This window comes from Salmonella sp. SAL04196, from assembly GCF_046550835.1.
In the GTDB taxonomy this organism is placed as follows: Bacteria; Pseudomonadota; Gammaproteobacteria; order Enterobacterales; family Enterobacteriaceae; genus Salmonella; species Salmonella enterica.
In genome coordinates, this window is the sequence record NZ_JBGDXE010000001.1 from 630,888 (window position 1) to 653,315 (window position 22,428).

The following is a 22,428-nucleotide window of genomic DNA, read 5'->3' on the forward strand; positions in this document are numbered from 1 at the left end:
GTTGAGCGTTTTATAGGCGGAGAATGGTTGGATAAGTGTGAAATGTGTCACGCGGAAATACGCTAAATAGGGCCAATAAAAAATAATGTGATGGCGATACAATAAAAACGCTCATATCACCTGCGGGTTATCGGTAAACCAGGCTATTTATGTGATCACGACCAACAACGAAGAAGGGCAACGCGATGGTGGAAATTATTCCTGTTAGCACGACGCTGGAACTGCAAGCGGCAGATGAAAGTCATGTTCCGGCGCTGCACCAACTGGTACTCAAAAACAAAACGTGGCTACAACAGTCGCTCGACTGGCCGCAATATGTCACGTCGCAGGAGGAAACGCGTAAGCATGTGCAGGGTAATATACTGTTGCACCAGCGTGGTTACGCCAAAATGTACCTGATTTTCTGCCAGAATGAGATGGCGGGCGTACTCTCATTTAATGCCATCGAACCGATAAACAAAGCCGCCTATATCGGTTACTGGTTGGATGAGTCCCTCCAGGGACAAGGGATAATGTCGCAATCATTACAGGCGCTGATGACACATTATGCCCGGCGCGGCGATATTCGGCGCTTCGTCATTAAATGCCGCGTTGATAATCAGGCCAGTAATGCGGTCGCACGGCGCAACCATTTTACGCTGGAAGGCTGTATGAAACAGGCAGAGTATCTTAACGGCGGCTATCACGACGTTAATATGTATGCCCGCATTATTGATACGGATTAAAGGGAACCGACTAAGGGGGTACGCGTAATACGATCCTCGCCATTGATCACTTTTGGGCCGCGCAGGTGAATAGTATTGCCGTCAAACGCTATCACCGCCGCCCGTCCGCTAATCTCGACCTGGTGCTCAATCAGAATTTCGCCCTGGATACAGGCATGGCCTTCAATCAGCACGTGGTCGTCCAGTAAAATCGGGCCTCCGCGTACCTCTGCATGTCCGCCTACCAGCACATGATGTTTTAACACACAGTTGCCTTCGATTAACGCATGTTCCGCTACCTGCGAGCTGTAGCGAAGGGTAGGGATAGCATCTTCCTCTGTGCCTGCGATAACCCGCGCATGGCCATAGACTTTGGCGCAGTCACAGATCCAGACATTATTGTCTTTGTTGCCTTCGATGAGCGCGAAATCAAAGACCTCCGCCCGGTGCTCAATAAAAGCGTGTGTGATAGTGGCGTCGCCATAAAGCTGTACCTGATGGACAATCCGCGAATGGTTCAGGGTGGCGCGATCGTAAATTTGTAAAATCTGCGCATGTTCATGCGTTAGTCCCTGAACGGCGAGAATTTCTGACTGGTTTAACACGCGGGCATCGCCATAAATCGCACACTCTCCGCGCACGGAAGAGGACTGAATGGTGACGTTGTCACTTATCCGTGCGCCATCGCTGATATCAGCGCGATCAATCCAGACGTTATCGCCTATTCGCACGTTATTGTAGAGCGTGCACGGCTGCGTGATACGCGCATTACCCGTAATTTCCGTGCCCGCAAAGGCCATCGCGTTTTCATCATAAATCCAGCAATCCCCCTGTTGTGACAGCACATTATCGGCATCAACCCAGCCGCCGGAGGTTCCGGCTTTAACATCGTTAAAATCCGTTACGGCAATAACTTGTCGTAATAAGACGCTTTTCTTCTCACCGTCTACCTGATAAGTAAAAGCACGAGGTTCTTCACTCAGTCGATATTTGGTCATAGGGAAATTCCGTGTGAACGATTAAGATAACCGTAGCAAAGGTACTGGCGAAACAACCAGAAATTCCATAAAATGCATTTAAAATATACTTTATAAATTAAACAAAATGCGTAATCACAAGCAGAGCGATCGTGTGCTCAATCTGCCTGCGGGCTATTTTGGCATCGTCCTTGGCACTATCGGTATGGGATTCGCCTGGCGTTATGCCAGCCAGATATGGGCAATAAGCCACTGGCCCGGCGACATCATGGTGATCCTGGCGATGATTATTTGGGCACTCTTGACCCTGGCGTTCCTTAGCCGTCTGGTGCGCTTTCCCCATAGCGTGATGGCTGAAGTGCGACATCCGGTAATGAGCAGTTTTGTCAGCCTGTTTCCCGCCACCACGATGCTGGTCGCGATCGGCTTCGTTCCCTGGTATCGCCCGTTGGCCGTTGCGCTATTCAGCGTGGGGGCCGTCATACAACTGGCGTATGCCGCATGGCAGACGGCGGGACTTTGGCGCGGAGCGCATCCGGAAGAAGCGACAACCCCGGGGCTTTATCTGCCCACGGTAGCGAATAATTTTATCAGCGCCATGGCCTGTGGAGCGCTCGGCTACAATGATGCCGGACTGGTGTTTTTAGGCGCAGGCGTTTTTTCGTGGTTAAGTCTGGAACCGGTTATTTTGCAGCGACTGCGTAGCTGCGGCGAATTACCGGCGGTGCTGCGTACGTCGTTGGGTATCCAACTGGCGCCCGCGCTGGTCGCCTGTAGCGCCTGGCTGAGCGTCAATGGCGGGGAGGGCGACACGCTGGCGAAAATGTTATTCGGCTACGGTCTGTTACAGCTTTTATTTATGCTGCGATTAATGCCCTGGTATTTATCACAACCGTTTAATGCTTCTTTCTGGAGTTTTTCGTTCGGCGTTTCCGCGCTGGCGACCACGGGGTTACATCTTGGTCACGGTAGTGAATCAGGGCTTTTCCATATTCTGGCCGTCCCGCTGTTTATTTTCACTAACGCTATTATCGCCTTATTGCTGGTTCGTACATTTCTATTGCTGGTGCAGGGGACGTTGCTTATTCGCACTGAGCGCGCTGCATTGTTGAAAACGGAGGAAAAAAATGACCGTTCGTGACGAAAATTACTTTACTGAGAAATACGGATTAACCCGCACGCATTCGGATGTGCTGGCGGCGGCAAAGGTTGTCGCGCCAGGCCGAACGCTGGATTTGGGATGTGGCAATGGCCGCAATAGTCTGTATCTGGCCGTGAACGGTTATGACGTTACCGCGTGGGATAAAAATCCGGCCAGTATGGCTAACCTTGAGCGTATTAAAGCGGCAGAAGGGCTGGATAATCTGCAAACCGACCTTGTCGATCTGAATACATTGACCTTTGACGGCGAGTACGATTTTATTCTCTCGACGGTGGTTATGATGTTTCTTGAGGCGCAAACCATTCCCGGTTTAATTGCCAATATGCAACGCTGCACAAAACCCGGCGGGTATAATTTGATTGTTGCGGCAATGGATACGCCGGATTTTCCCTGTACGGTGGGATTCCCGTTTGCTTTTAAAGAAGGCGAATTACACCGCTATTACGAAGGATGGGACATGCTGAAATACAACGAAGATGTCGGCGAGCTTCACCGCACGGACGAAAACGGCAACCGTATCAAACTGCGCTTTGCTACGATGCTGGCGAGAAAACCGGCCTGACCGATGCAAGTTCTGTAAGTCTCGCTGCGTTCGGCATTTTTTTGTCGGACGCCGCGTTCAAATTGTGCTGTCGTTACCATTTTTAGTGCATCCAGAATGATTTCGTTTTGCTATTATTTCCTTTGCATCATTGCGAAGACTAAAGGGATCGTTTCATGCGTACTCATACTTTATTTAAAGTTGCAGTGCTTACTGGCTTGCTGGCGTTATCCGGCTGTGCGTCCAAAGTCACACAGCCGGATAAGTATTCTGGATTCTTAAAAAATTATTCGGACCTGCAGGAAACTACCTCCGCCACGGGAAAACCGGTGTTGCGCTGGGTAGATCCACATTTCAATGACTCTAACTATGACAATATTGTTTACAATCCGATAACGTACTATCCCGTCCCCAAGCCAACGACCCAGGTCGGGCAGCAAGTTCTTGATAAACTGCTGGCTTATACGAACAGTAAAGTAAAATCAGCAATTGAACAGCGCAAACCGCTGGTCACGACGCCAGGGCCGCGCAGTTTGATTTTCCGCGGGGCGATTACGGGCGTGGATACCAGCAAAGAAGGGCTACAATTCTATGAGGTAATCCCTGTAGCGCTGATTGTGGCGGGCACGCAAATGGCGACGGGCCACCGAACCATGGATACCCACCTTTATTTTGAGGGTGAGCTGATAGATGCCGCGACCAACAAGCCGGTCGTCAAGGTAGTGCGCCAGGGTGAAGGTCAAGACCTGAGTAATTCCAGTACGCCAATGGCGTTTGAGACGTTGAAACAGGTCGTGGATGATATGGCGACGGATACCTCTATGTTTGACGTTAACAAAAAATAGTTCTGCGGCGCCATCGCAAGATGGCGCAAACCCCGGCAGATTAGCGGTCGCCATCAGCCAGACAACGATGGGCGGCGCGTTCTCGTTAATACAGCGTAGCCTATCCCGCCAGCGATCAACCCCCAGAATGCCGATCCGATGCCCATCAGCGTTAGCCCGCTGGCGGTGACGAGAAATGCGATAACTGCCGCGTCACGCTCATTTTCGTGAGTAAGCGCCTGATACAGGCTACCGCTAATCGTACTTAACAGTGCCAGACCAGCCAGCATTTGCACCCAGCTAACCGGCAGGGCGACCATCAGCGCGGTTATCGAACCGCCAAACCACCCGGCAAGTAAATAAAAAACGCCTGCGGCGGCGGCCGCTAACCAGCGACGCGTTGGATCGGGGTGCGCGTCCGGGCTTTGACAAATGGCGGCTGTAATGGCGGCAATGCAGATAGAATAAACGCCAAATGGCGAAAGCAGCAGCGCCAGCAATCCGGTAAAAATCATTAACGGAGAGACAGGAAGCTGATAGCCAGACGCCTTCATTGTGGCGACGCCGGGGGCGTTTTGCGATGCCATCGTCACCAGAAAGAGCGGTACCGCGACGCTCAGGCTTTGCGCGAATGAAAAGTGGGGGGGAACGAAGGTGGGCCACACCGGCGCGAAATGAATACCGCTCATCGCCACCTTACCCTGGATGAGCGCCACCGTTATTCCCATCACCATGGCAGCAATAACGGCATAGCGGGGAGCGAATACTTTAAAGAGTAGCCACGCCAATAGCATACCGCCGCACATGACAAACTCTCCGTTGAGCGTCCCGAACGCCTGCAGGCCGAAGCGTAGCAGTATTCCCGCCAGCATTGCGGCGGCAAGAGAATGGGGGATTATCCGCATCAAACGCGCAAACAATCCCGTGACGCCGCACAGCACAATCAGGGCATTGGCGACAATGAATATGCCCACCGCGTCTGGCAACGATAATCCCTGAAGCCCTGTTACCAACAGAGCGGCACCAGGCGTTGACCAGGCGGTTAAAACCGGCGCACGATACCACAAGGTTAACGTTAGTGTGCTTATGCCCATGGCTATACCGAGGGCGGTCATCCAGCCGGCGATCTCTGCGGGTGTTGCGCCAGCGGCGAGCGCCGCCTGCCAGATAATGGCGGCGGAACTTGCATAGCCGACCAGAACGGCGACCAGACCAGATAATACAGTAGGTAACGGCAGTGATAACAGACGCATGATCGCCTCTTGTGCGTTATAACGGTCAGTCAATGTAGCATTGTGCGTTATAGCGTACAAGTGATACGCTATGGCCTTACAGGGGGGAAAAATGGATAACCTGACACACTATCTGGCGACCACGTTAAGAACGCTACGCCATCAGCGAGGCTGGAGTTTATCGCGTCTGGCGGAGATCTCCGGCGTCTCAAAAGCCATGTTGGGGCAGATAGAGCGTAATGAATCCAGCCCGACAGTCGCAACGCTGTGGAAAATTGCGACGGGCCTGAACGTTCCATTCTCAATGTTTATTTCGCCTCCGCAGGCCGAATTTCCTCCGACCTTCGATCCCCAGCAGCAAGCGATGGTAATCACACCGCTGTTTCCGTGGGACCCTGAACTCTGTTTTGACTATTTTTCCCTATTGCTGGCGCCAGGCGCGGTCAGCGAATCAACGCCGCATAAAACCGGCGTTATCGAACATGTGGTGGTGATGCAGGGTCGGCTGGACATGTGTACTGGTGGGGTATGGCAAACCATAGACGCCGGTAAAGGTTTGCGTTTTGCCGGTGATATGGCGCATACCTATCGCAACAGTAGTGACCAGACGGTTCATTTTCACTCGCTGATCCATTACCCGCGTGATTAAGCGGGAAAACTATTTCGTTAGTTTGCGCTTCTGACTACAATAGCCGCCATTTCGCTGCTATTGGATAAGAAAGACTGTATGCGCCAGCAACCTCACTATCTCGAATTGTTAAGTCCGGCCCGTGACGCCGCAATTGCTCGCGAAGCGATTTTGCATGGCGCAGATGCCGTCTACATCGGCGGACCCGGTTTTGGCGCGCGTCATAACGCCAGTAACAGTCTGCGCGATATCGCCGATCTGGTCCCGTTTGCTCACCGTTACGGCGCCCGGATTTTTGTCACGCTGAATACTATCCTGCATGATGATGAGCTGGAGCCCGCGCAGCGGTTAATCATCGATTTGTACAACACCGGGGTGGATGCGCTGATTGTGCAGGATATGGGCATTCTGGAGCTGGATATCCCGCCGATTGAGCTTCACGCCAGTACACAGTGTGATATTCGTAGTGTGGAAAAAGCGAAGTTTCTTGCCGATGTCGGTTTTTCACAGATTGTACTGGCGCGCGAGCTTAATTTGAGTCAGATAGCGGCTATTCATCAGGCTACTGACGCCACGATTGAGTTCTTCATTCATGGCGCGCTGTGTGTCGCTTATTCTGGGCAGTGTTATATCTCTCATGCGCAAACCGGGCGCAGCGCCAATCGGGGCGACTGTTCGCAAGCCTGTCGTTTACCGTATACGTTAAAAGACGATCAGGGGCGGGTGGTCTCTTACGAAAAACATTTGCTATCGATGAAAGATAACGACCAAACGGCTAACCTCGGCGCGTTGATCGATGCAGGTGTACGTTCCTTCAAGATTGAAGGGCGCTACAAAGACATGAGCTATGTCAAAAACATCACCGCGCATTATCGTCAGATGCTGGACGCGATTATCGAGCAACGTGGCGATCTGGCGCGTGCGTCGGTTGGTCGGACCGAGCACTTTTTTGTTCCCTCCACGGAGAAAACCTTCCACCGCGGCAGCACCGACTATTTTGTTAACGCGCGGAAAGGCGATATTGGCGCATTTGATTCACCAAAATTTATTGGCTTGCCGGTAGGCGAGGTGCTGAATGTGGCGAAGGATTATCTCGATGTAGAAGCTACGGAGCCGTTGGCGAATGGCGATGGTCTGAACGTGTTGATTAAGCGTGAAGTGGTGGGTTTTCGCGCCAATACGGTGGAGAAAACCGGTCATAACCGCTACCGCGTTTGGCCAAATGATATGCCTGCCGACCTGCATAAAGTCCGTCCGCATCATCCGTTGAATCGTAATCTGGATCATAACTGGCAGCAAGCGCTGACAAAAACCTCCAGTGAGCGCCGTGTGGCGGTTGATATCATGCTGGGCGGCTGGCAGGAACAGCTTATTCTGACGCTGACCAGTGAAGACGGTGTCTGCATCACGCATACGCTTGACGGGGTATTTGAGGAAGCCAATAACTCTGAAAAAGCGTTGAATAACCTAACAGCCGGACTGGCGAAGCTGGGACAGACGCCTTACTACGCACGTGATATGCAGGTGACATTACCGGCGGCGTTGTTCGTGCCAAATAGCCTGCTCAATCAGTTCCGTCGGGAGGCGATTGATATGCTTGACGCGGCGCGGCTGGCCCATTATCAACGAGGTCGTCGGAAACCCGTGGCGCAGCCTGCGCCGGTCTATCCGCAAACGCATCTCAGCTTTCTCGCTAATGTCTACAACCACAAAGCGCGGGAATTTTATCACCGTTACGGCGTACAATTGATTGATGCGGCCTATGAGGCGCATCAGGAGAAGGGCGAGGTACCGGTCATGATCACCAAACACTGCCTGCGTTTTGCGTTCAACCTTTGTCCTAAGCAGGCGAAAGGAAATATTAAGAGCTGGAAAGCCACGCCGATGCAGTTGGTGCATGGCGATGAGGTACTGACGCTAAAATTCGACTGCCGCCCTTGCGAAATGCATGTCATTGGCAAAATTAAAAACCATATCTTAAAAATGCCCCAGCCCGGCAGCGTTGTCGCTTCAGTGAGCCCTGAAGCGCTGATGAAAACGCTGCCGAAGCGCAGGGGCGTTTAATTAACGAAAATAGCTCTCTGGTTTGCGCGATTTCTGCCAGTTGTGGTGCTCGCGCAAGCCTTCCGCTGATTCTTCCGCTGCCGCCCGTAATTCATCGCTGTCGGCTTCGTGTCTAAGCTGGTGCCCTCCCGTCGCAAACCATACGAATGCGTGGTCTTGCTGTTTCGCCAGTAACTGGCCTGAAAACAGCGCACAGGTCAGTAAAACTACTGATAACGTTTTTGTAAACATCATACCACCTTCCAGTTACGTCGTGAGGCTATGATGCCAATAATTTCTTTGAGTTATTATTCAACACTTCAAATTAGCGAAAACAGTTTGTCAATAAGTGCGATAAGTTGTATGAGAAAATATACTTAATACTCAGTATCTCAATTATAAAAATAATGAGCCAATTCGCTCCATAGTAAATCCATTATTCCATGGAAGTATATATTTAAAGTTATTGTATTAGATGGTTTTGGTATTGCCAGGGGATTGTAAACCATACTATTTATGGTGTGGTCAACGCTGGTGATGAGCCACATTTTTTGTTGTTTCAACGAGTGAAGATAAATCTTCAGAAAAAAGGCTGTTATGAACTTGTAGCGCTACATATTCAGCAAGATCGTTTAAACATAGCAGGCCATGAGAGGAACTTTCTTCCAGCATATTCATTAGTATCTCATTCTTAAACAAACATGAATAAACAATTTGAGTAACTGAGCTTTGTGCATAATTTGGTTCAAATGTTGCATTCTTTAAGTTAGTATCCTCAATAACCTTTGCGGCTATTTTGTTTTTGATAGCGTCGTCAATAGGTGGTAGATCTGCCTGGGTGATGCCCAGACTAATCCTGGAGGAGATGGCGGCTTTTCTTTCCTGTTCCTTCCAGTCACATAAATTACCCTTTTCTGCCATGGCGATAAGCGTCTCTTTTATATTTTTTAGGTCAACGGAAAATGTTATACCACCGGATAGCGAGAGTAGTAACCGCTCAGGGAACAAGCAACATAGCTCTTCACAAACATAAGTGCTAGTTTTTATATTAATATCAGAATATCTTTTCAGGTGGGCAGACTGAGTATCAACACAGAGTACTGTTCTATTCATTATATCATAATAGTAGTGATCCTGACGTATCACAATGCATAACGGAATATCTTCGCCATCTTTAATGCAGAGATTTGTATATTGATACTCACCATCTTTATAGTGCTGAAAATGGAATTTTTCTTTGCATGACGGTGATGATAATTCATATAACTTGCAAAATAAATCAAATAAACGTTGTGCGTCAGGCGGAGAGGCAACATCACATAATTCCTTTATATATTGATCGGCAGCGGATCTTCGCGTGCTACAGAAAAAATCTTTAATCTTTTCCCATAGTAACGTAAAGAAGGAGCGTTGAGAGATGGCACTTTGAGAAAACATCTCACTCTTTAAAAACCCTCTCCCGATAGTAATTGGCATAATTTAGACCACAAGTGATTATAAATACTTCATTACTGGAATAGGTGGTATTCAAAATATTATCCCATGTTGCCCATCGGTTTGCCTATCGGTGAAACACCTGATTTTTGCTTTGTCCTGAACGTTCAAATTGACCCGTAGTTTTAGTCATGCCCACGCCTCCTGGACATGAAGTATGTCAGGTAAAACGAATGAAACTAAAACGGTTTTCTTAATTTTCACATCATCATGTACCATAAGTAATGATTAATTACACGCTATATTATTTTTAGATAAAGTAAATTGTTGCTCAACCGTGTAGAAATTTTCTTATAAGAAGTTAAACTGAAAGTATTATTAGGCTAACAACAATGAGATATTTAGCGGTAGGGCAGAAGGCCAATACTGATAGCACTTATGATATAAATGCCTTACTCTTTAGTTTCTGTCTTAATTATATTTGTTGTAACGATTAGCTGACGGATTTATTTCCAGTTGGGCGATAAAATTATAAAAACCTGCGAGGAGGCTCAAAATGAAGAAATCAGATGGTGAAATTCACGAAAAGACAGCATCCTGGGGCATTTTGCAGTCAGAATGGCTAAGAAAATGTGGACGGCTATTATTGCTGTTACTTTACCGTTTCGTTATCGGATGGGCTTTTTTTCAGTTACTCGCCATGATCGTGGCAGGGATATTTTTGTTAGGCGTCTTATTATTTCATCCCATAATATTTGTACAGACTATCGCAATCACTGAGAAGTTAAATCATGCTTCGCTTGATTTATGGCATATCCTTAAGTTATGCCTATGGCATTACGGTATCATCGCAGGGTTTATTTTTATGGCGGAGTGTACGTTAAGTAAAAGTATACGGCAGGTTCAGCGCTTGTCCAAAAAGTTTGGGGCACAGGATTTTTCTTCACGCCCCTGATCCGCCGCTGCAACCTGCGTTCTTACTGAATAATGACTATGACCAGCAGACCGAATTATCTCGGTTCGAAGGGGATTCTATGTGTTTGAACAACTGCGGTGAATCGTAATTTCAGATGCATTATCGCCGACAATTGACGCGTTCCTCACTAATTGCCTTCCTGACTATATAGTGGTCTTATCTTTGGCGAAACAATGTTATTTAGTTATGGAAGGCGACAACAACTGTACTACTGCTTATCAAATAACCTTTCTGGTCAGGTAGACTCGCCTTCGTCAAAACACATCGTTATCTGTGCTCCTGGGACTCATTCCCTTGCCGCCTTTAAGCAACTCGAATTATTTTGGGTATAGAACAGGCGGCGTCATGGTCATATAAGCAAAATATAACCTCTCCGTTTGTAATAAGGCACAGATTACAGGGGGGAATGATGTTTATTTTAACCATCTGTTTAAGCGCTGTCCGCTAATCTGTACCTGCTCAAATACATAATCACCCCTGTGACTCTCGCGAGGTGTAACATATGGTAAAATGCGTATCTTCTTTCCTCCTGTTCAGCCTGTTTTCCATTCAGGCAATGTCAGCTGAAAACCATATTGATCTCCACCAGCCAAAAGACTTTGTCGATATTACTACGGTCGCCCCCGACGTACAGGTAGACATGCGATACTTCACTTCCCATAACTTTATTGGTCGCCCCATTAAAGGCTATAACGCGCCTGTTTGCCTGTTAACACGACCAGCCGCGAACGCAGTGAAGCAGGTCGCCGATCGTTTACGTCCCTTCGGACTTACCTTGAAAATATATGATTGCTACCGTCCGCAAAGCGCAGTGAACGACTTTATCGCGTGGGCCAAAGATCCTTCTCAAAACCAAATGAAAAACGAATTTTATCCGCTGGTAGAGAAAAAGCGTCTGTTTGAGGAAGGTTATCTTGCCGCCAGATCCGGCCACAGTCGGGGAAGTACGCTTGATCTAACGATTGTTCCACTCGACAGTAAAATACCGATATACCATCCCGGACGACCACTGGTGAATTGTACTGCGTCCGCGGCACAACGCTCGCCAGATAATAGTCTGGATTTTGGTACCGGCTTTGACTGTTTTAGTCCGTTATCCCATCCCGATAATGCCATGCTTACCGCTCAGCAACGCGCAAATAGGTTGTTATTACAAACATTGATGCGTGATGCGGGCTTTACGCCACTGGATACTGAATGGTGGCACTTCTCCCTTACTCATGAACCATACCCGAACACCTGGTTTGACTTTCCCGTTAAGCAGAGACCCTGAAACGGCGTTTTGTTGCGAAATCTAATCATTACGCCTGTTGGAAAGCACCATAACAGTTAGCAAATCGTTGTTAATTTTAACAACTGATATACACTGCGGTTGCCACCTGCAAGCAGCGCTCAATGAGAACGAATAATGAAAAAATATCAACGTCTGGCGGAGCAAATTAGAGAACAAATCGCCTCTGGCGTTTGGCAGCCCGGCGATCGATTACCCTCGCTGAGGGAGCAGGTCGCCAGTAGCGGCATGAGTTTTATGACTGTCGGTCATGCGTACCAGTTGCTGGAAAGTCAGGGACGGATTATCGCCCGTCCGCAATCCGGTTATTATGTCGCGCCGCATCCGGTTTGTCGGTCAGTCGCGACGGCAGCGCACGTTATTCGGGATGAAGCCGTAGATATCAATACCTATATTTTTGAGATGCTGCAGGCCAGCCGTGATACCTCAGTGGTGCCTTTTGCTTCAGCGTTTCCCGATCCGCGTCTGTTTCCCTTGCCGCAATTGAACCGATCTCTGGCGCAGGTCAGTAAAACCGCGACGGCAATGAGCGTCATCGAAAATTTGCCGCCAGGTAATGCAGAATTGCGCTATGCAATAGCACGCCGTTACGCGCAGCAGGGGATTACCGTTTCTCCTGACGAGATCGTCATTACCGCTGGCGCGCTGGAAGCGTTGAATCTTAGTTTACAAGCAGTGACGGCGCCGGGAGACTGGGTGGTGGTGGAGAACCCCTGTTTCTACGGTGCGCTACAGGCCCTGGAGCGATTGCGCCTGAAAGCGTTGTCGATACCCACCGATGTTAAAGAAGGTATCGATCTTATGGCGCTGGAACAGGCGTTACAGGAATATCCGGTGAAAGCGTGCTGGTTAATGACCAACAGCCAGAATCCGTTAGGGTTCACGCTGAGTGCTGAGAAAAAAGCGCGGCTGGTTGCGTTACTCACGCACCATAACGTGATGCTAATTGAAGACGATGTTTATAGCGAACTCTACTTTGGCCGCGAGAAACCCCTGCCCGCCAAAGCATGGGATCGCGACGATACCGTGTTGCATTGTTCGTCTTTTTCCAAATGTCTGGTTCCCGGTTTTCGCATTGGCTGGGTTGCGGGAGGAAGCCATGCCAGACAAATTCAGCGTTTGCAGTTAATGAGCACATTATCCACCAGTTCCCCCATGCAATTGGCGTTAGTGGATTATCTCTCGACACGTCGATATGACGCGCATCTGCGCCGATTGCGAAGGCAGCTTGCCGAACGTAAACAGCAAGCCTGGCAAACCCTTTTGCGCCATCTCCCGGCGGAAGTAAAAATTCACCATAACGATAGCGGTTATTTTCTTTGGCTGGAGCTACCTGAGCAGCTTGATGCCGGTGAACTTAGCGCCAAAGCGCTTGAACACCTTATCAGTATCGCGCCGGGGAAAATGTTTTCAACGTCCGGCGCCTGGACGCGTTTCTTTCGTTTTAACACCGCATGGCATTGGGGAGAACGGGAAGAACAGGCCGTAAAACAGCTTGGCAGCCTGATTCGCGAGATGCTGAGCGCTAAAAGCCTTGTGTGAGGTGGAATGCGTGTCAGCTCACAACCTGACTAAATTTCCCGAGTGTGCCGGGTGAGCATCTGGCGCGCCGTCTATTTTTAGGAAAGCGGCGGCCCGTTCGCCGGAAATCGGTTAATGACGATATGGGAAAATGCTATGCAATATCAATTACTGATTAATGGCGTGCTGGTGGACGGCGAGGGAGAAAGGCAGTCTGTTTATAACCCGGCGACAGGCGAGGTCATACTTGAGATTGCGGAAGCGTCGCCCGCGCAGGTTGACGCCGCAGTGCTGGCCGCCGATAGCGCGTTTGCCGAATGGGGGCAGACCACACCCAAAGCACGGGCGGAATGTCTGTTAAAACTGGCGGACAGCATCGAGCAAAACGCCCTTGAGTTCGCCCGGCTTGAATCGCACAACTGCGGTAAGCCTTTGCACTGCGTAATTAATGATGAAATTCCGGCAATCGTGGATGTCTTTCGCTTTTTTGCTGGCGCGGCCCGTTGTTTGAGTGGGCTGGCGGCGGGCGAATATCTGGAAGGGCATACGTCGATGATCCGCCGGGATCCGATTGGCGTGGTTGCCTCTATCGCGCCGTGGAATTATCCGCTCATGATGGCGGCCTGGAAGCTGGCGGCAGGTAACTGCGTGGTGATTAAGCCTTCTGAAATCACGCCGCTGACGGCGCTTAAACTTGCCGCGCTGGCGAAGGATATCTTTCCGCCGGGGGTGCTCAATGTCCTGTTCGGACGAGGGCAAACTGTTGGCGATGTATTGACCGGCCATGAAAAAGTACGCATGGTCTCTTTAACCGGTTCTATCGCGACCGGGGAGCATATTCTGCGCCATACTGCGCCAGCGATAAAACGTACGCATATGGAACTCGGTGGTAAAGCCCCGGTAATTGTTTTTGATGACGCCGATCTGGATGCGGTGGCGCAGGGCGTCCGGACTTTTGGTTTCTATAATGCCGGACAGGATTGTACTGCGGCGTGCCGTATATACGCGCAGCGCGGTATCTATGATGCGCTGGTCGAAAAGCTAGGGAACGCGGTGAGCAGCCTGAAAATAGGCGCGCCGGAGGATGAGTCGACAGAGCTGGGGCCGTTAAGTTCGCTGGCGCACCTGAAGCGCGTCACAGCGGCTGTAGAGGAGGCGAAGGCCCTCAGCCATATCCGTGTGATTACTGGCGGAAGTCAAACGGAAGGTAAAGGTTACTATTTCGCTCCGACGTTGCTGGCAGACGCAAAACAGGAAGATGCCATCGTGCAACGCGAGGTCTTCGGCCCGGTGGTCAGTATAACCGTCTTTGATGATGAAGATCAGGTTCTGAGGTGGGCCAACGATTCTCGCTATGGTCTGGCATCCTCCGTCTGGACTCAGGACGTCGGGCGGGCGCACCGGCTTAGCGCCAGATTGCAGTATGGCTGTACCTGGATTAATACCCATTTCATGTTGGTTAGCGAGATGCCGCATGGAGGGCAAAAACAGTCGGGATACGGCAAAGATATGTCATTGTATGGTCTGGAAGACTACACTCTTGTCCGCCACATCATGGTTAAGCATTAAGGATCATTTACTGTTCAGAAAAATCATGAAAAAATAGGCGGGTGTTGGCGGAGAGGGGGACCTCCCCGCCAACATGCGCAGCAAGTACTCAAAGGTTGAACACCTCAAGCAAACCAGCCGAATCTCAACGAGATCAGACCCAAAAGTCCTGCAGCAGCAAAGACATTAATCAGCACGACGGTTTTACTGGAAACATTCATTTTCGCCACCTTTCATCATAACCCCTATGGGTATAGTACGGGTTGGCGAGATCCGCAATAATACGTAAACAGGATATTCTGTGAGCGGAGCCGTGCATTGAGAACGTTTTGCTGTTAAGGCTGATAAACCTTGATGTGTGTCGAATAAAAAGAGCATATTGCGCGCGTTTTTTCCTCTGGTTGGCGCGGATGCCTGATATGACCCTCTTTCAAAAGATATTAATTTTTTACGCCGTCATGGCGGTGATATCATCCCTGATCACCTGGTTTTTGACTCATGACAAAAAACGAATTCGTTTCCTGAGCGCCTTTTTGGTTGGCGCGACATGGCCGATAAGTTTCCCCGTCGCGTTGCTGTTTTCGCTTTTCTGACCTCAAGCCCGATACAGGTTACCGGGCATGGTTTTTCCGCCAGGTCAGGCTATCAGGGCAATTAATTGCTCTCTGTCTACGTCGGTAACGTCCTGCGGATGCCGATATCCTGCGTTCTCATTGGCCAGGGTATACAGCGCAACAAGCCAGTCATAGACATAGCGGCTGGCGGCGTGAACGGGCTGTTCGTCAAGCTTTGTTAGACGCAACATTGTCGAACGCGACGTTGCGGCGAAAATGGCTGCGCCTTTCTGAACGCGGCTGGCCGGGCGTTGGGCCTCCTCGATATTTGTGTAGCCGAGCCAGGCGATGAAGTTACCAATGATGGCATGAAGCTGCGCGCCGCTCACCTCCTCGCGCTGCATGGTTTTCTGTAACTGCTGAGGTAAACCGAGGCGATAGCTGGCGGTAATTAAAATCTCCGCCACGGCGTTGAGCATCTGCGGTTCCAGACCCAGACGCTGCGCATTATCCCGGCAGTGGGCCCACTGGCGCAGATGATTGATCCACATTTTGTGCGCCTGGTAGCCTGTTTCATGACCTTCTGACGCTGAAGCGCGCGTTGGTTCGTCGGCAAAGAGATCGATCGCGTCATTAAATAAACCGCTGACCTGTTCTTCTCGCGACTGTCGGGTGCGCAGCAACGCTTCGAAGTTCTGTACCGGCGGTAACAGCCCGGCCAGCAGGTCGCCATGTCTGGCGGCCTGGGCCTGAAGACGCCGGATCACGGTTTCAACCGGTAGCTGCGCGTCATCAAACATCGGTAACAGATCGCGCACGCGGCCTCGCAGTTGTTCGCGTAACGCCTGTAAGCGCGCCTGTCGCTGTGGTGCCGATGTCGCCTGCGATAACCATTCCACCAAACGCTGCATACTGTGTTTATCCAGCGCCTGCAGCGTTCCCCAATGCACGCCAGGTTTACCCATCAACTGCTGGACGGCTTCATCCAGATTTTGCTGGGTGGCAAAACGGGCATCCTGTGGAGTAATAGCCCAGACGACGCCCGGTAACGCTGATTCATGCTGCGGCTGCGTGGCGTTAACCCACTCCAGTAAGTGACGGGCGGCGGTGGGCGTTTGCGAGCGAGATGCCAGAGCATTGCAAATCACCAGAACATCGGGCTGTACCTGTTGACGGTAATGGGCCAGCATCCAGCCTAATTTCGCCCGCCATAACGGATGAGGATGACTGTCTGGCGCGACCGGAATATCCAGTAAATCAACATTATCCAGTACGCTGTTTTCAACGGTTAGCACCAGTTCGCGGGTAAGCAGCGCCAGAGAATCAAGCGAAAGGCTGACCGCATTGAGCAGTCGGCCTTCCTTAACCGGATGCACCACCACATCGCTTTGCGTATCGCTGGCGGTTAGCGCCATTTGCGTCAGGAAGTTTTCCGCCGGTAAGCCAAAATGATCGACCAGCAGGCTGAGCGGCGCCGCCAGTTCCCCGGCATGGCTGGTTTGTTGCAACATATGCGCCAGCGCCAGCCATTGCTGGGTGATCTCCGGTTGCTCTCCCCACAGTAATGCCCAGGCGTGCGCCCGTGTCGTGAGATCCAGCGCAGGCAAGAGCGAGGCAAAGTGTTGCCATGTCGCATCATCAATATGTTGTCTGGCGGACGGAAGACAAGAGCGCCAGAAACTCGCGATGGTCGCGACCTCTTCAGCGGTAACGCCGGGGACGGGCTGCGGTTGGCGAAGCGATTGCCATTTCTCCAGGCGTGATGTGATAATGGATTTTTCGACCTGGCGACAAATGTGGGACGAGCTGGTCCAGGCAATAAAGATCTGCACCAGTTCGGCTTCACTGATCAAGCGCAGGCGCAACGGCCAGCCGTTCTCGTTTGAAAAAATGTCGCGCGTAAAGCGAATAGCCATATTCGCTGGCGCATGACCCGGATTGATGTGGCTGAAATAATCATAGTCACGGTCCGGCGTGATAATTTCCAGCTTGCCATTCTCGTTACCGCATAGCGTCGTTAGCAGATGCGCTTTTGCGGATTGCGCATACCCGTACAGACCTACGCAGCCATGTGATGCGCAGGCGGCGTTAAGCGCTGACTCATCCGCCGCGGCAAGCGTAAGTTGCGCCAGCAGAGCGTCGGCTTCATCATCCAGCCGCGTTGCGTAACGGCGCGTGTTGTTAACCCACTCGATAACAGCCTGGGTGGCGTTTAACGGTTTTGTCATTTCAGGTATACACTCCCGCTATCTATCCAGTAGTGGCTGCCGCTGTGGCGACGGTCAGCCAGCGTATTCAATTTTAATGTCAGCGCATCGGCGGCGACCGGCGTCCCGTCCTGGAGCCAGGCATCACTTAATATGAACGATTCCGGGGCGCTATCTTTGCTACTGCCGCGTAATTTCAGTCGCACATTCAGTACACCGTCGCCAGCGATGGTTTTCGCCAGTTCGGCGGAGTTAATGCTCAGGCAATAGAGTGGGGTTGCAGGCCAGCGACTGTTCGCCAGTTGACGGAAGCCCAACGTCACGTTGCCGCGTAGCGGAAAATGCAGGCGAGCGTCCAGCGTTGCGCCGGGTTTATCCAAATCGATCTCGTGATACCAGATATTTTCATCGCGAAGCGTATTAACGGTATTATCCAGTACGCCGAGATAACGCACAGTCGAATACGCACCGATATCAGCCGCTTTAAAATTGAATCGCGGCAGACGTAAGTCCAGCGCCAGGCTGCATAACATCGCGCCCACCGCAGCAGTGGATTTTGGATTGCCGATACGCCCTTGCTGACTGAAGGGATACCATTCATGTACCTGATACTTATCCATCCACACAATGCGATTAACCGGCACCGGTTGTAAGTGCCGGATGAGCGCCTGTACGCCGGGTAAACAGGTCGGTCTCCCCGTCACCAGCAAGATATCGCAGTGATAGTGGGAGATCGCTTCGCAGACCGCATGAAGCGGCGTTGTCAGCGTAAACTGACCGGCCAGCAGAGCCTCCTGAAGCTGGCTAAACTGGATTTGCAACGGCACATTGAATATATCAAATGTCGGCGAACCAGACGGTAAGGCATGATCGATCGCCTGCTGGATATAGTTCATCACGTTGCTTGTTGGGCGGCGGATCAGCAGATCGCCAAATGTCGCGTGTAAACCAGCAAACGGATCGTTAATGTCGCTTTGCTCCCAGGCGGAAAGTACCGCATGGCCCAGCGGCATAAATAATTGCAGCGCCGTTTGCTGGCGCAAAATGGCCTGAGTATCAATTCGTCCCGAATCGCCAAATAAGGTCGCCAGCAGGGCGGCGGCATCCGTAACGCCTGCCCGTTGCAACGCCGTTTGCAGGGAAGGGAGTACGCAACGCTGAATGATATCCAATAGCAGATCGTCCCCGGCGACTTTAAAACCTTCGCGAAACAGGAGGTGAGGCGTAATTTTTACATTGGCCCCCACGCCGTCATCTAACTGATAGTGAACGATCGCCATATCCGTCGTGCCGCCGCCGATATCAATCGATGCCACGCGCAACGCGCGTCCGGGGACGACGCCGGGTTCAGGTTGGCGATCCGGTCTGGCGAGTGCATTAAAAAAGGATTCGGTACGCCCGGCGTAATGCGAAATGGCTTCGTTATAAAGCCATACCAGTTGGCCACAACTTGCTTCGTCCCATTCCATCTGTATTTCTGGTACCGGCACCACGCTTTTTTCACGCTGCTTAGGCGTGGTGAAATCCTCATCCTGCGGATGCCAGCCCATAGCTTTCCAGACCAGCGCCAGCGCTTCAAACATTCGCTGGCGGAAAATTTCTCGCTCCTGTTTCGGCATAGCGGAAGGCAGCGTTAAAATCAGGGTGCGTAGCTGGCGCGGCGAGGCGGGAAAGCCGAGTCGCAGCCGGGTGGCGACGCTGTTAATTTGCCCCAGCGCCTGAGCCAGAATTTCGCACAACATATGCGTCATCAAGGTGCTACGGCTGTATTGCGGCGAAAAAACCGGTAGCCTTTCTTCATGCGGCAGGCGGAATAACGGCTGTCCGTCGTCGTTCATCAGATTCATCAGCGGAAACGCGGTGGCAAGCGGTTCGCGCTGCGTTTTACCGTGGATCTGACTAAAACGCCAGTCCTGCAAGGCGGGGGTTTCATCCCACAGGTAGCGGCGCGGGCTGGAGATACCGCTGCTGCCTTCGGTGCCCACACGCTGCATAGCAAGGGCGCGAGCCTCGTCGCCCACACGCACAATGGAAGGCCAGACAAAGGCGTCGTCTCGTCCGCTTTCGACAGAAAAGTGTTGCTTGCCAAAGCGCGCTTCCGAGAATTCCACCCGGCTGGTAAATAAAGGATCGTTCAGATACTGCGGCTCGCTTAAAGAACGCACCTGAAGCTCTGCCGTCTGGCGTAACCCGTCATTCGCATCGCCATGATCCTCGATCAAGACGCCGCAGGTATGCGTATTGCCGACATCCAGAATCAGATCGACCGGGATTGCGGGCGTGCTTAACGTATGTGTCACAAACTTTACTTCCGGCACCGTAAGCTGTTCGCCTAACAGCGTCAGTAAATTCAACCAGTGCGCCTGATACTCAAAGCTACGCAGCGCTTGTTGTATGGCCTGTTCCGAACGGTTTTCCACCTGTGAGGCATACTGAAGAAACGACTCGCGCAGCCAGCCGTCAATCCATGTCTGGTCAAGAAAATCGGCAACTTCTTCATCGCGCCAGGCGAGCGCAAAACGTGTGCCATTGAGCAGATCGTTTTCGCAAGGCGCCAACGCCGCAGGCATATTTTTGGCCAGTTGACTGTCGAAGGCGAGGGTGATGCGGTGTGTGTTTCCGGCGCTATCTGGCTCGCTGAGTTTACGTACCTGAATGCGCGCCCAGTTATCCGGCCCGTCAATAAAGGTACGCGGCGGATTAAAACGCAGGAACGGCAGGGGGAGCCAGATTCCGTCGAGTACATCCAGAGAATAGTGCAGCGTCTGAGTGCTTTCCGGTTTCACGACTTCGGGTTGGCCGCCAGCACGTCCTGGCAACGTGTAGCGCCCGCTGGTCAGATCAAAATCGAGGCGCAGTAGCGGGCCGTTTGCCGTTTTGCGCACAAAACGTCCGTAGTGGGCCGACTCTTGCGGCGTTAAGCCAAAATCAAGAAACTGGACGCCGCTGTTTGCAATGAGCGTGACGCTCTGTTTGTAATCACACAGATTGACCAACATAAAATCAGGCACCTATCTTTTTAAACGTCAACGGAATTGCCGCGTGGTCGCCATAACGGGCGGTACAGGTTGCGACGTCATTGACGCCTGCTTTACAGGTAATTTCCGGCATCGGATAACGTGAACCGTCGGTGCAGCGCGCATTGCCGCGACTTTTAATCATCAGCTCGCCCGTTTGATGCAGACCAGAGAAAATTTCCGCCCGACAAACCACGTTATCGCCATGTACTACGCGCGCGATACCTTTGTTATTTTGGATCTGATAACGCAGAGAGGGCGGCTTGCCGGTAATCGGATCTTTGACATCCACGCTGACCCGCCAGCTACCGTTTAAAAAGCGCGTGGTTCCAAGCTTCATCTGCGTACTGTCCATCACCAGCGCGTCTTTGGGGATAGCGGCAATAATAACAGGCGCTTCCGGCAACGGCGCCGCTTTGGGGGCGGGCGTCACCTCAGCGCGATGCAGCGGCAAATGCGCGGTGAGTTCAGGCAATGGGGTAACGTCAGTTTTCGCGGTAGCGACAGGCGCGGCGCGAACAGGAGAGGACCCGTCAACGGATGAAGATGGCCAGAAAAAAGGCGTGGCGACGGCGGCGATAACCACGGCAGCGACAGGTAAGCTCCACAGCGGTAGGCGGCGAGCTCTTTTCGCCTCAGCAACCGGGATGGGTGTGGCCGGCTTCGGCTCGCTAACGATAACGGGCGGCGCAACAGGTTCCTCCGGCATTTTCGGCGGCTCAATGACAGACGTTAACAAGGGTTCATCCGCCTGACTAAACGCCGCCTCTACCAGCGGCTTTTCTTCGGGCTCCGGCTCCGGCTCGACCAGAGGGATGTCGGGGATTGCCTCGGTTATCCGCAGGCAGTCCAGCACATCATCGCGTGTATTTTCGTTGAGATTAACGAATCCCCAGAAGGTGATAACCGGTTTGCCGTTAACCAGGAAAACATGATTTTCGCCGGGAAATTGCGTCGCTTTCTCAAGTAGCGATCCAAATAGCTGAAGCGCTGTTTTACCGGATTGCAGACTTTTGCGACTGAGTGCAGCCGCGCTTTCAAAAGTGCTGGCTAAATAACGTAAAGCCCGAGAACGTGTCTCTTCGTCAGCCGCTTTCCACGCTATCGCCTGACCTTCAATCGGCGAATACCAGTCAACCCGATCGCCATTATCGTTAAGTTGCGGAATCGCCAGACAGTCAACCATCGCCTGCTGTTTACGCAGACGAAGCGTTTCGCGAATTTGCAATGCTGATTCAAATACGGCCTGACCGCCGCCGCCCACGGCCTGATAATCATCCAGATTGCCGCTGCGCAAGAGAGATTTTGCCACGTTGTTATCCCTTAGACTTCTTCACGCGTCTACTTTACGGGGTCTATACGCAAGCAAACGGCGGAAGAAAGGCAAAAAGGCGCGAATTCTCGGTCTATTAAGCCCCGTGTTTTCACTTGACGTAAGTTAAATCAGGAGGGCGGCGGCGAATTACCGCATCGGGCGACAATAACGCGTATAATAGGCGAATCATGCTGTTACAGAATAAAGAGTAGGAGAGCTTATGTCGCACCTGGAGGAAGTGAGCGCCCGCGTGGATGCCGCCATTGCGGAGAGCGTAATTGCCCATATGAATGAATTGCTGATTGCCTTGAGCGATGACGCTGAATTACGTCGCGAAGATCGTTATGTGCAGCAGCAGCGTTTACGCACGGCTATCGCGCATCACGGCAGGCAATATCAAGAAGATCGGGACGCGCGCCGCGAGCAGCTCACCAAAGGCGGCACGATCCTGTAA

At 51.5% G+C, this 22,428-nt stretch carries 20 protein-coding genes and 1 pseudogene; 13 read left to right on the forward strand and 8 right to left on the reverse strand.

What is annotated here, in order from left to right:
* The first annotated feature begins 185 nt into the window (after positions 1 to 185).
* Positions 186 to 725, forward strand: coding sequence for a 50S ribosomal protein L7/L12-serine acetyltransferase (gene rimL / locus ACLJPE_RS03255; protein ID WP_039514136.1), 540 nt, complete (start codon positions 186 to 188; stop codon positions 723 to 725).
* Here the strand turns inward: rimL and ydcK are convergent.
* Positions 722 to 1,702, reverse strand: a complete 981-nt coding sequence (ydcK, locus tag ACLJPE_RS03260) for a YdcK family protein (protein ID WP_039514139.1) — start codon at positions 1,700 to 1,702, stop codon at positions 722 to 724. The genes rimL and ydcK overlap by 4 nt on opposite strands.
* Positions 1,703 to 1,808: 106 nt before the next feature.
* On the opposite strand from ydcK, the gene tehA reads away from it, so the two are divergent.
* The 3 genes from tehA (at position 1,809) to ACLJPE_RS03275 (ending at position 4,229) form a co-directional block, all read left to right on the forward strand.
* Positions 1,809 to 2,822 (forward strand): dicarboxylate transporter/tellurite-resistance protein TehA, encoded by a 1,014-nt coding sequence (tehA, locus tag ACLJPE_RS03265; protein WP_001644365.1) that lies wholly within the window; start codon positions 1,809 to 1,811, stop codon positions 2,820 to 2,822.
* Positions 2,809 to 3,405 (forward strand): tellurite resistance methyltransferase TehB, encoded by a 597-nt coding sequence (tehB, locus tag ACLJPE_RS03270; RefSeq protein ID WP_039514143.1) that lies wholly within the window; start codon positions 2,809 to 2,811, stop codon positions 3,403 to 3,405. Before tehA ends, tehB begins: the two co-directional genes overlap by 14 nt.
* Before the next feature lie 155 nt (positions 3,406 to 3,560).
* Positions 3,561 to 4,229, forward strand: a complete 669-nt coding sequence (locus ACLJPE_RS03275) for a DUF3313 domain-containing protein (RefSeq protein ID WP_001259021.1) — start codon at positions 3,561 to 3,563, stop codon at positions 4,227 to 4,229.
* Positions 4,230 to 4,282: 53 nt separating this feature from the next.
* On the opposite strand, the gene ACLJPE_RS03280 is transcribed toward ACLJPE_RS03275, so the two are convergent.
* Positions 4,283 to 5,461 carry a benzoate/H(+) symporter BenE family transporter gene (locus tag ACLJPE_RS03280; protein ID WP_001238500.1) on the reverse strand — a complete coding sequence of 393 codons (1,179 nt, stop codon included), beginning with the start codon at positions 5,459 to 5,461 and terminating at the stop codon, positions 4,283 to 4,285.
* A 91-nt stretch (positions 5,462 to 5,552) separates the two neighbouring features.
* Between ACLJPE_RS03280 and ACLJPE_RS03285 the strand changes: the two genes are divergently transcribed.
* Together ACLJPE_RS03285 and ACLJPE_RS03290 are read left to right on the forward strand one after the other, a co-directional pair.
* Entirely contained in the window at positions 5,553 to 6,089 is a 537-nt protein-coding gene (locus ACLJPE_RS03285; protein ID WP_000369551.1) for a helix-turn-helix domain-containing protein, read from the forward strand.
* A 78-nt stretch (positions 6,090 to 6,167) separates the two neighbouring features.
* The gene (locus ACLJPE_RS03290; RefSeq protein ID WP_001249739.1) at positions 6,168 to 8,132 is read left to right on the forward strand and encodes a peptidase U32 family protein; all 1,965 of its coding nucleotides are present in this window, start codon (positions 6,168 to 6,170) and stop codon (positions 8,130 to 8,132) included.
* Here the strand turns inward: ACLJPE_RS03290 and ACLJPE_RS03295 are convergent, their stop codons facing one another.
* Positions 8,133 to 8,363, reverse strand: a complete 231-nt coding sequence (locus tag ACLJPE_RS03295; RefSeq protein WP_001537894.1) for a YncJ family protein — start codon at positions 8,361 to 8,363, stop codon at positions 8,133 to 8,135.
* Between the two features lie 273 nt (positions 8,364 to 8,636).
* On the reverse strand, positions 8,637 to 9,587 hold the full coding sequence (sifB, locus tag ACLJPE_RS03300; protein ID WP_001122935.1) for an SPI-2 type III secretion system effector SifB: 951 nt from the start codon (positions 9,585 to 9,587) through the stop codon (positions 8,637 to 8,639).
* 514 nt (positions 9,588 to 10,101) lie between these two features.
* Between sifB and ACLJPE_RS03305 the strand changes: the two genes are divergently transcribed.
* The 5 genes and pseudogenes from ACLJPE_RS03305 to patD all read left to right on the forward strand — a co-directional run bounded on the left by ACLJPE_RS03305 (position 10,102) and on the right by patD (position 14,902).
* Positions 10,102 to 10,500 carry a hypothetical protein gene (locus ACLJPE_RS03305; protein WP_000747901.1) on the forward strand — a complete coding sequence of 133 codons (399 nt, stop codon included), beginning with the start codon at positions 10,102 to 10,104 and terminating at the stop codon, positions 10,498 to 10,500.
* 32 nt (positions 10,501 to 10,532) lie between these two features.
* A pseudogene (locus ACLJPE_RS03310) lies at positions 10,533 to 10,764 on the forward strand (hypothetical protein).
* 259 nt (positions 10,765 to 11,023) lie between these two features.
* Positions 11,024 to 11,794: a M15 family metallopeptidase gene (locus ACLJPE_RS03315; protein WP_000237708.1), complete on the forward strand. Its 771-nt coding sequence runs from the start codon at positions 11,024 to 11,026 to the stop codon at positions 11,792 to 11,794.
* 135 nt (positions 11,795 to 11,929) lie between these two features.
* Positions 11,930 to 13,354, forward strand: a complete 1,425-nt coding sequence (ycdR, locus tag ACLJPE_RS03320) for a GntR family transcriptional regulator YdcR (RefSeq protein ID WP_000760688.1) — start codon at positions 11,930 to 11,932, stop codon at positions 13,352 to 13,354.
* 114 nt (positions 13,355 to 13,468) lie between these two features.
* Positions 13,469 to 14,902, forward strand: coding sequence for an aminobutyraldehyde dehydrogenase (patD, locus tag ACLJPE_RS03325; protein ID WP_410966011.1), 1,434 nt, complete (start codon positions 13,469 to 13,471; stop codon positions 14,900 to 14,902).
* A 104-nt stretch (positions 14,903 to 15,006) separates the two neighbouring features.
* Here patD and yncL read toward each other — a convergent pair whose 3' ends face one another.
* Positions 15,007 to 15,102 carry a stress response membrane protein YncL gene (yncL, locus tag ACLJPE_RS03330; protein ID WP_001103198.1) on the reverse strand — a complete coding sequence of 32 codons (96 nt, stop codon included), beginning with the start codon at positions 15,100 to 15,102 and terminating at the stop codon, positions 15,007 to 15,009.
* Between the two features lie 198 nt (positions 15,103 to 15,300).
* Between yncL and ACLJPE_RS03335 the strand changes: the two genes are divergently transcribed.
* A complete protein-coding gene (locus tag ACLJPE_RS03335) occupies positions 15,301 to 15,474 on the forward strand; it encodes a GhoT/OrtT family toxin (protein ID WP_000171943.1) in 174 nt (57 codons plus the stop codon).
* A gap of 44 nt (positions 15,475 to 15,518) precedes the next feature.
* Here the strand turns inward: ACLJPE_RS03335 and srfC are convergent, their stop codons facing one another.
* Genes srfC through srfA form a run of 3 tightly spaced genes read right to left on the reverse strand, consistent with a single transcriptional unit; the run spans position 15,519 to position 21,971 of the window.
* Positions 15,519 to 17,663, reverse strand: coding sequence for a virulence-associated effector SrfC (gene srfC, locus ACLJPE_RS03340; RefSeq protein WP_039514145.1), 2,145 nt, complete (start codon positions 17,661 to 17,663; stop codon positions 15,519 to 15,521).
* Positions 17,660 to 20,641, reverse strand: coding sequence for a virulence factor SrfB (locus tag ACLJPE_RS03345; RefSeq protein WP_000960830.1), 2,982 nt, complete (start codon positions 20,639 to 20,641; stop codon positions 17,660 to 17,662). Before ACLJPE_RS03345 ends, srfC begins: the two co-directional genes overlap by 4 nt.
* A gap of 4 nt (positions 20,642 to 20,645) precedes the next feature.
* Entirely contained in the window at positions 20,646 to 21,971 is a 1,326-nt protein-coding gene (srfA, locus tag ACLJPE_RS03350; RefSeq protein WP_039514149.1) for a virulence-associated effector SrfA, read from the reverse strand.
* Between the two features lie 223 nt (positions 21,972 to 22,194).
* Here srfA and ACLJPE_RS03355 point away from each other — a divergent pair, with 223 nt between their 5' ends.
* The gene (locus tag ACLJPE_RS03355; protein ID WP_000018720.1) at positions 22,195 to 22,428 is read left to right on the forward strand and encodes a YdcY family protein; all 234 of its coding nucleotides are present in this window, start codon (positions 22,195 to 22,197) and stop codon (positions 22,426 to 22,428) included.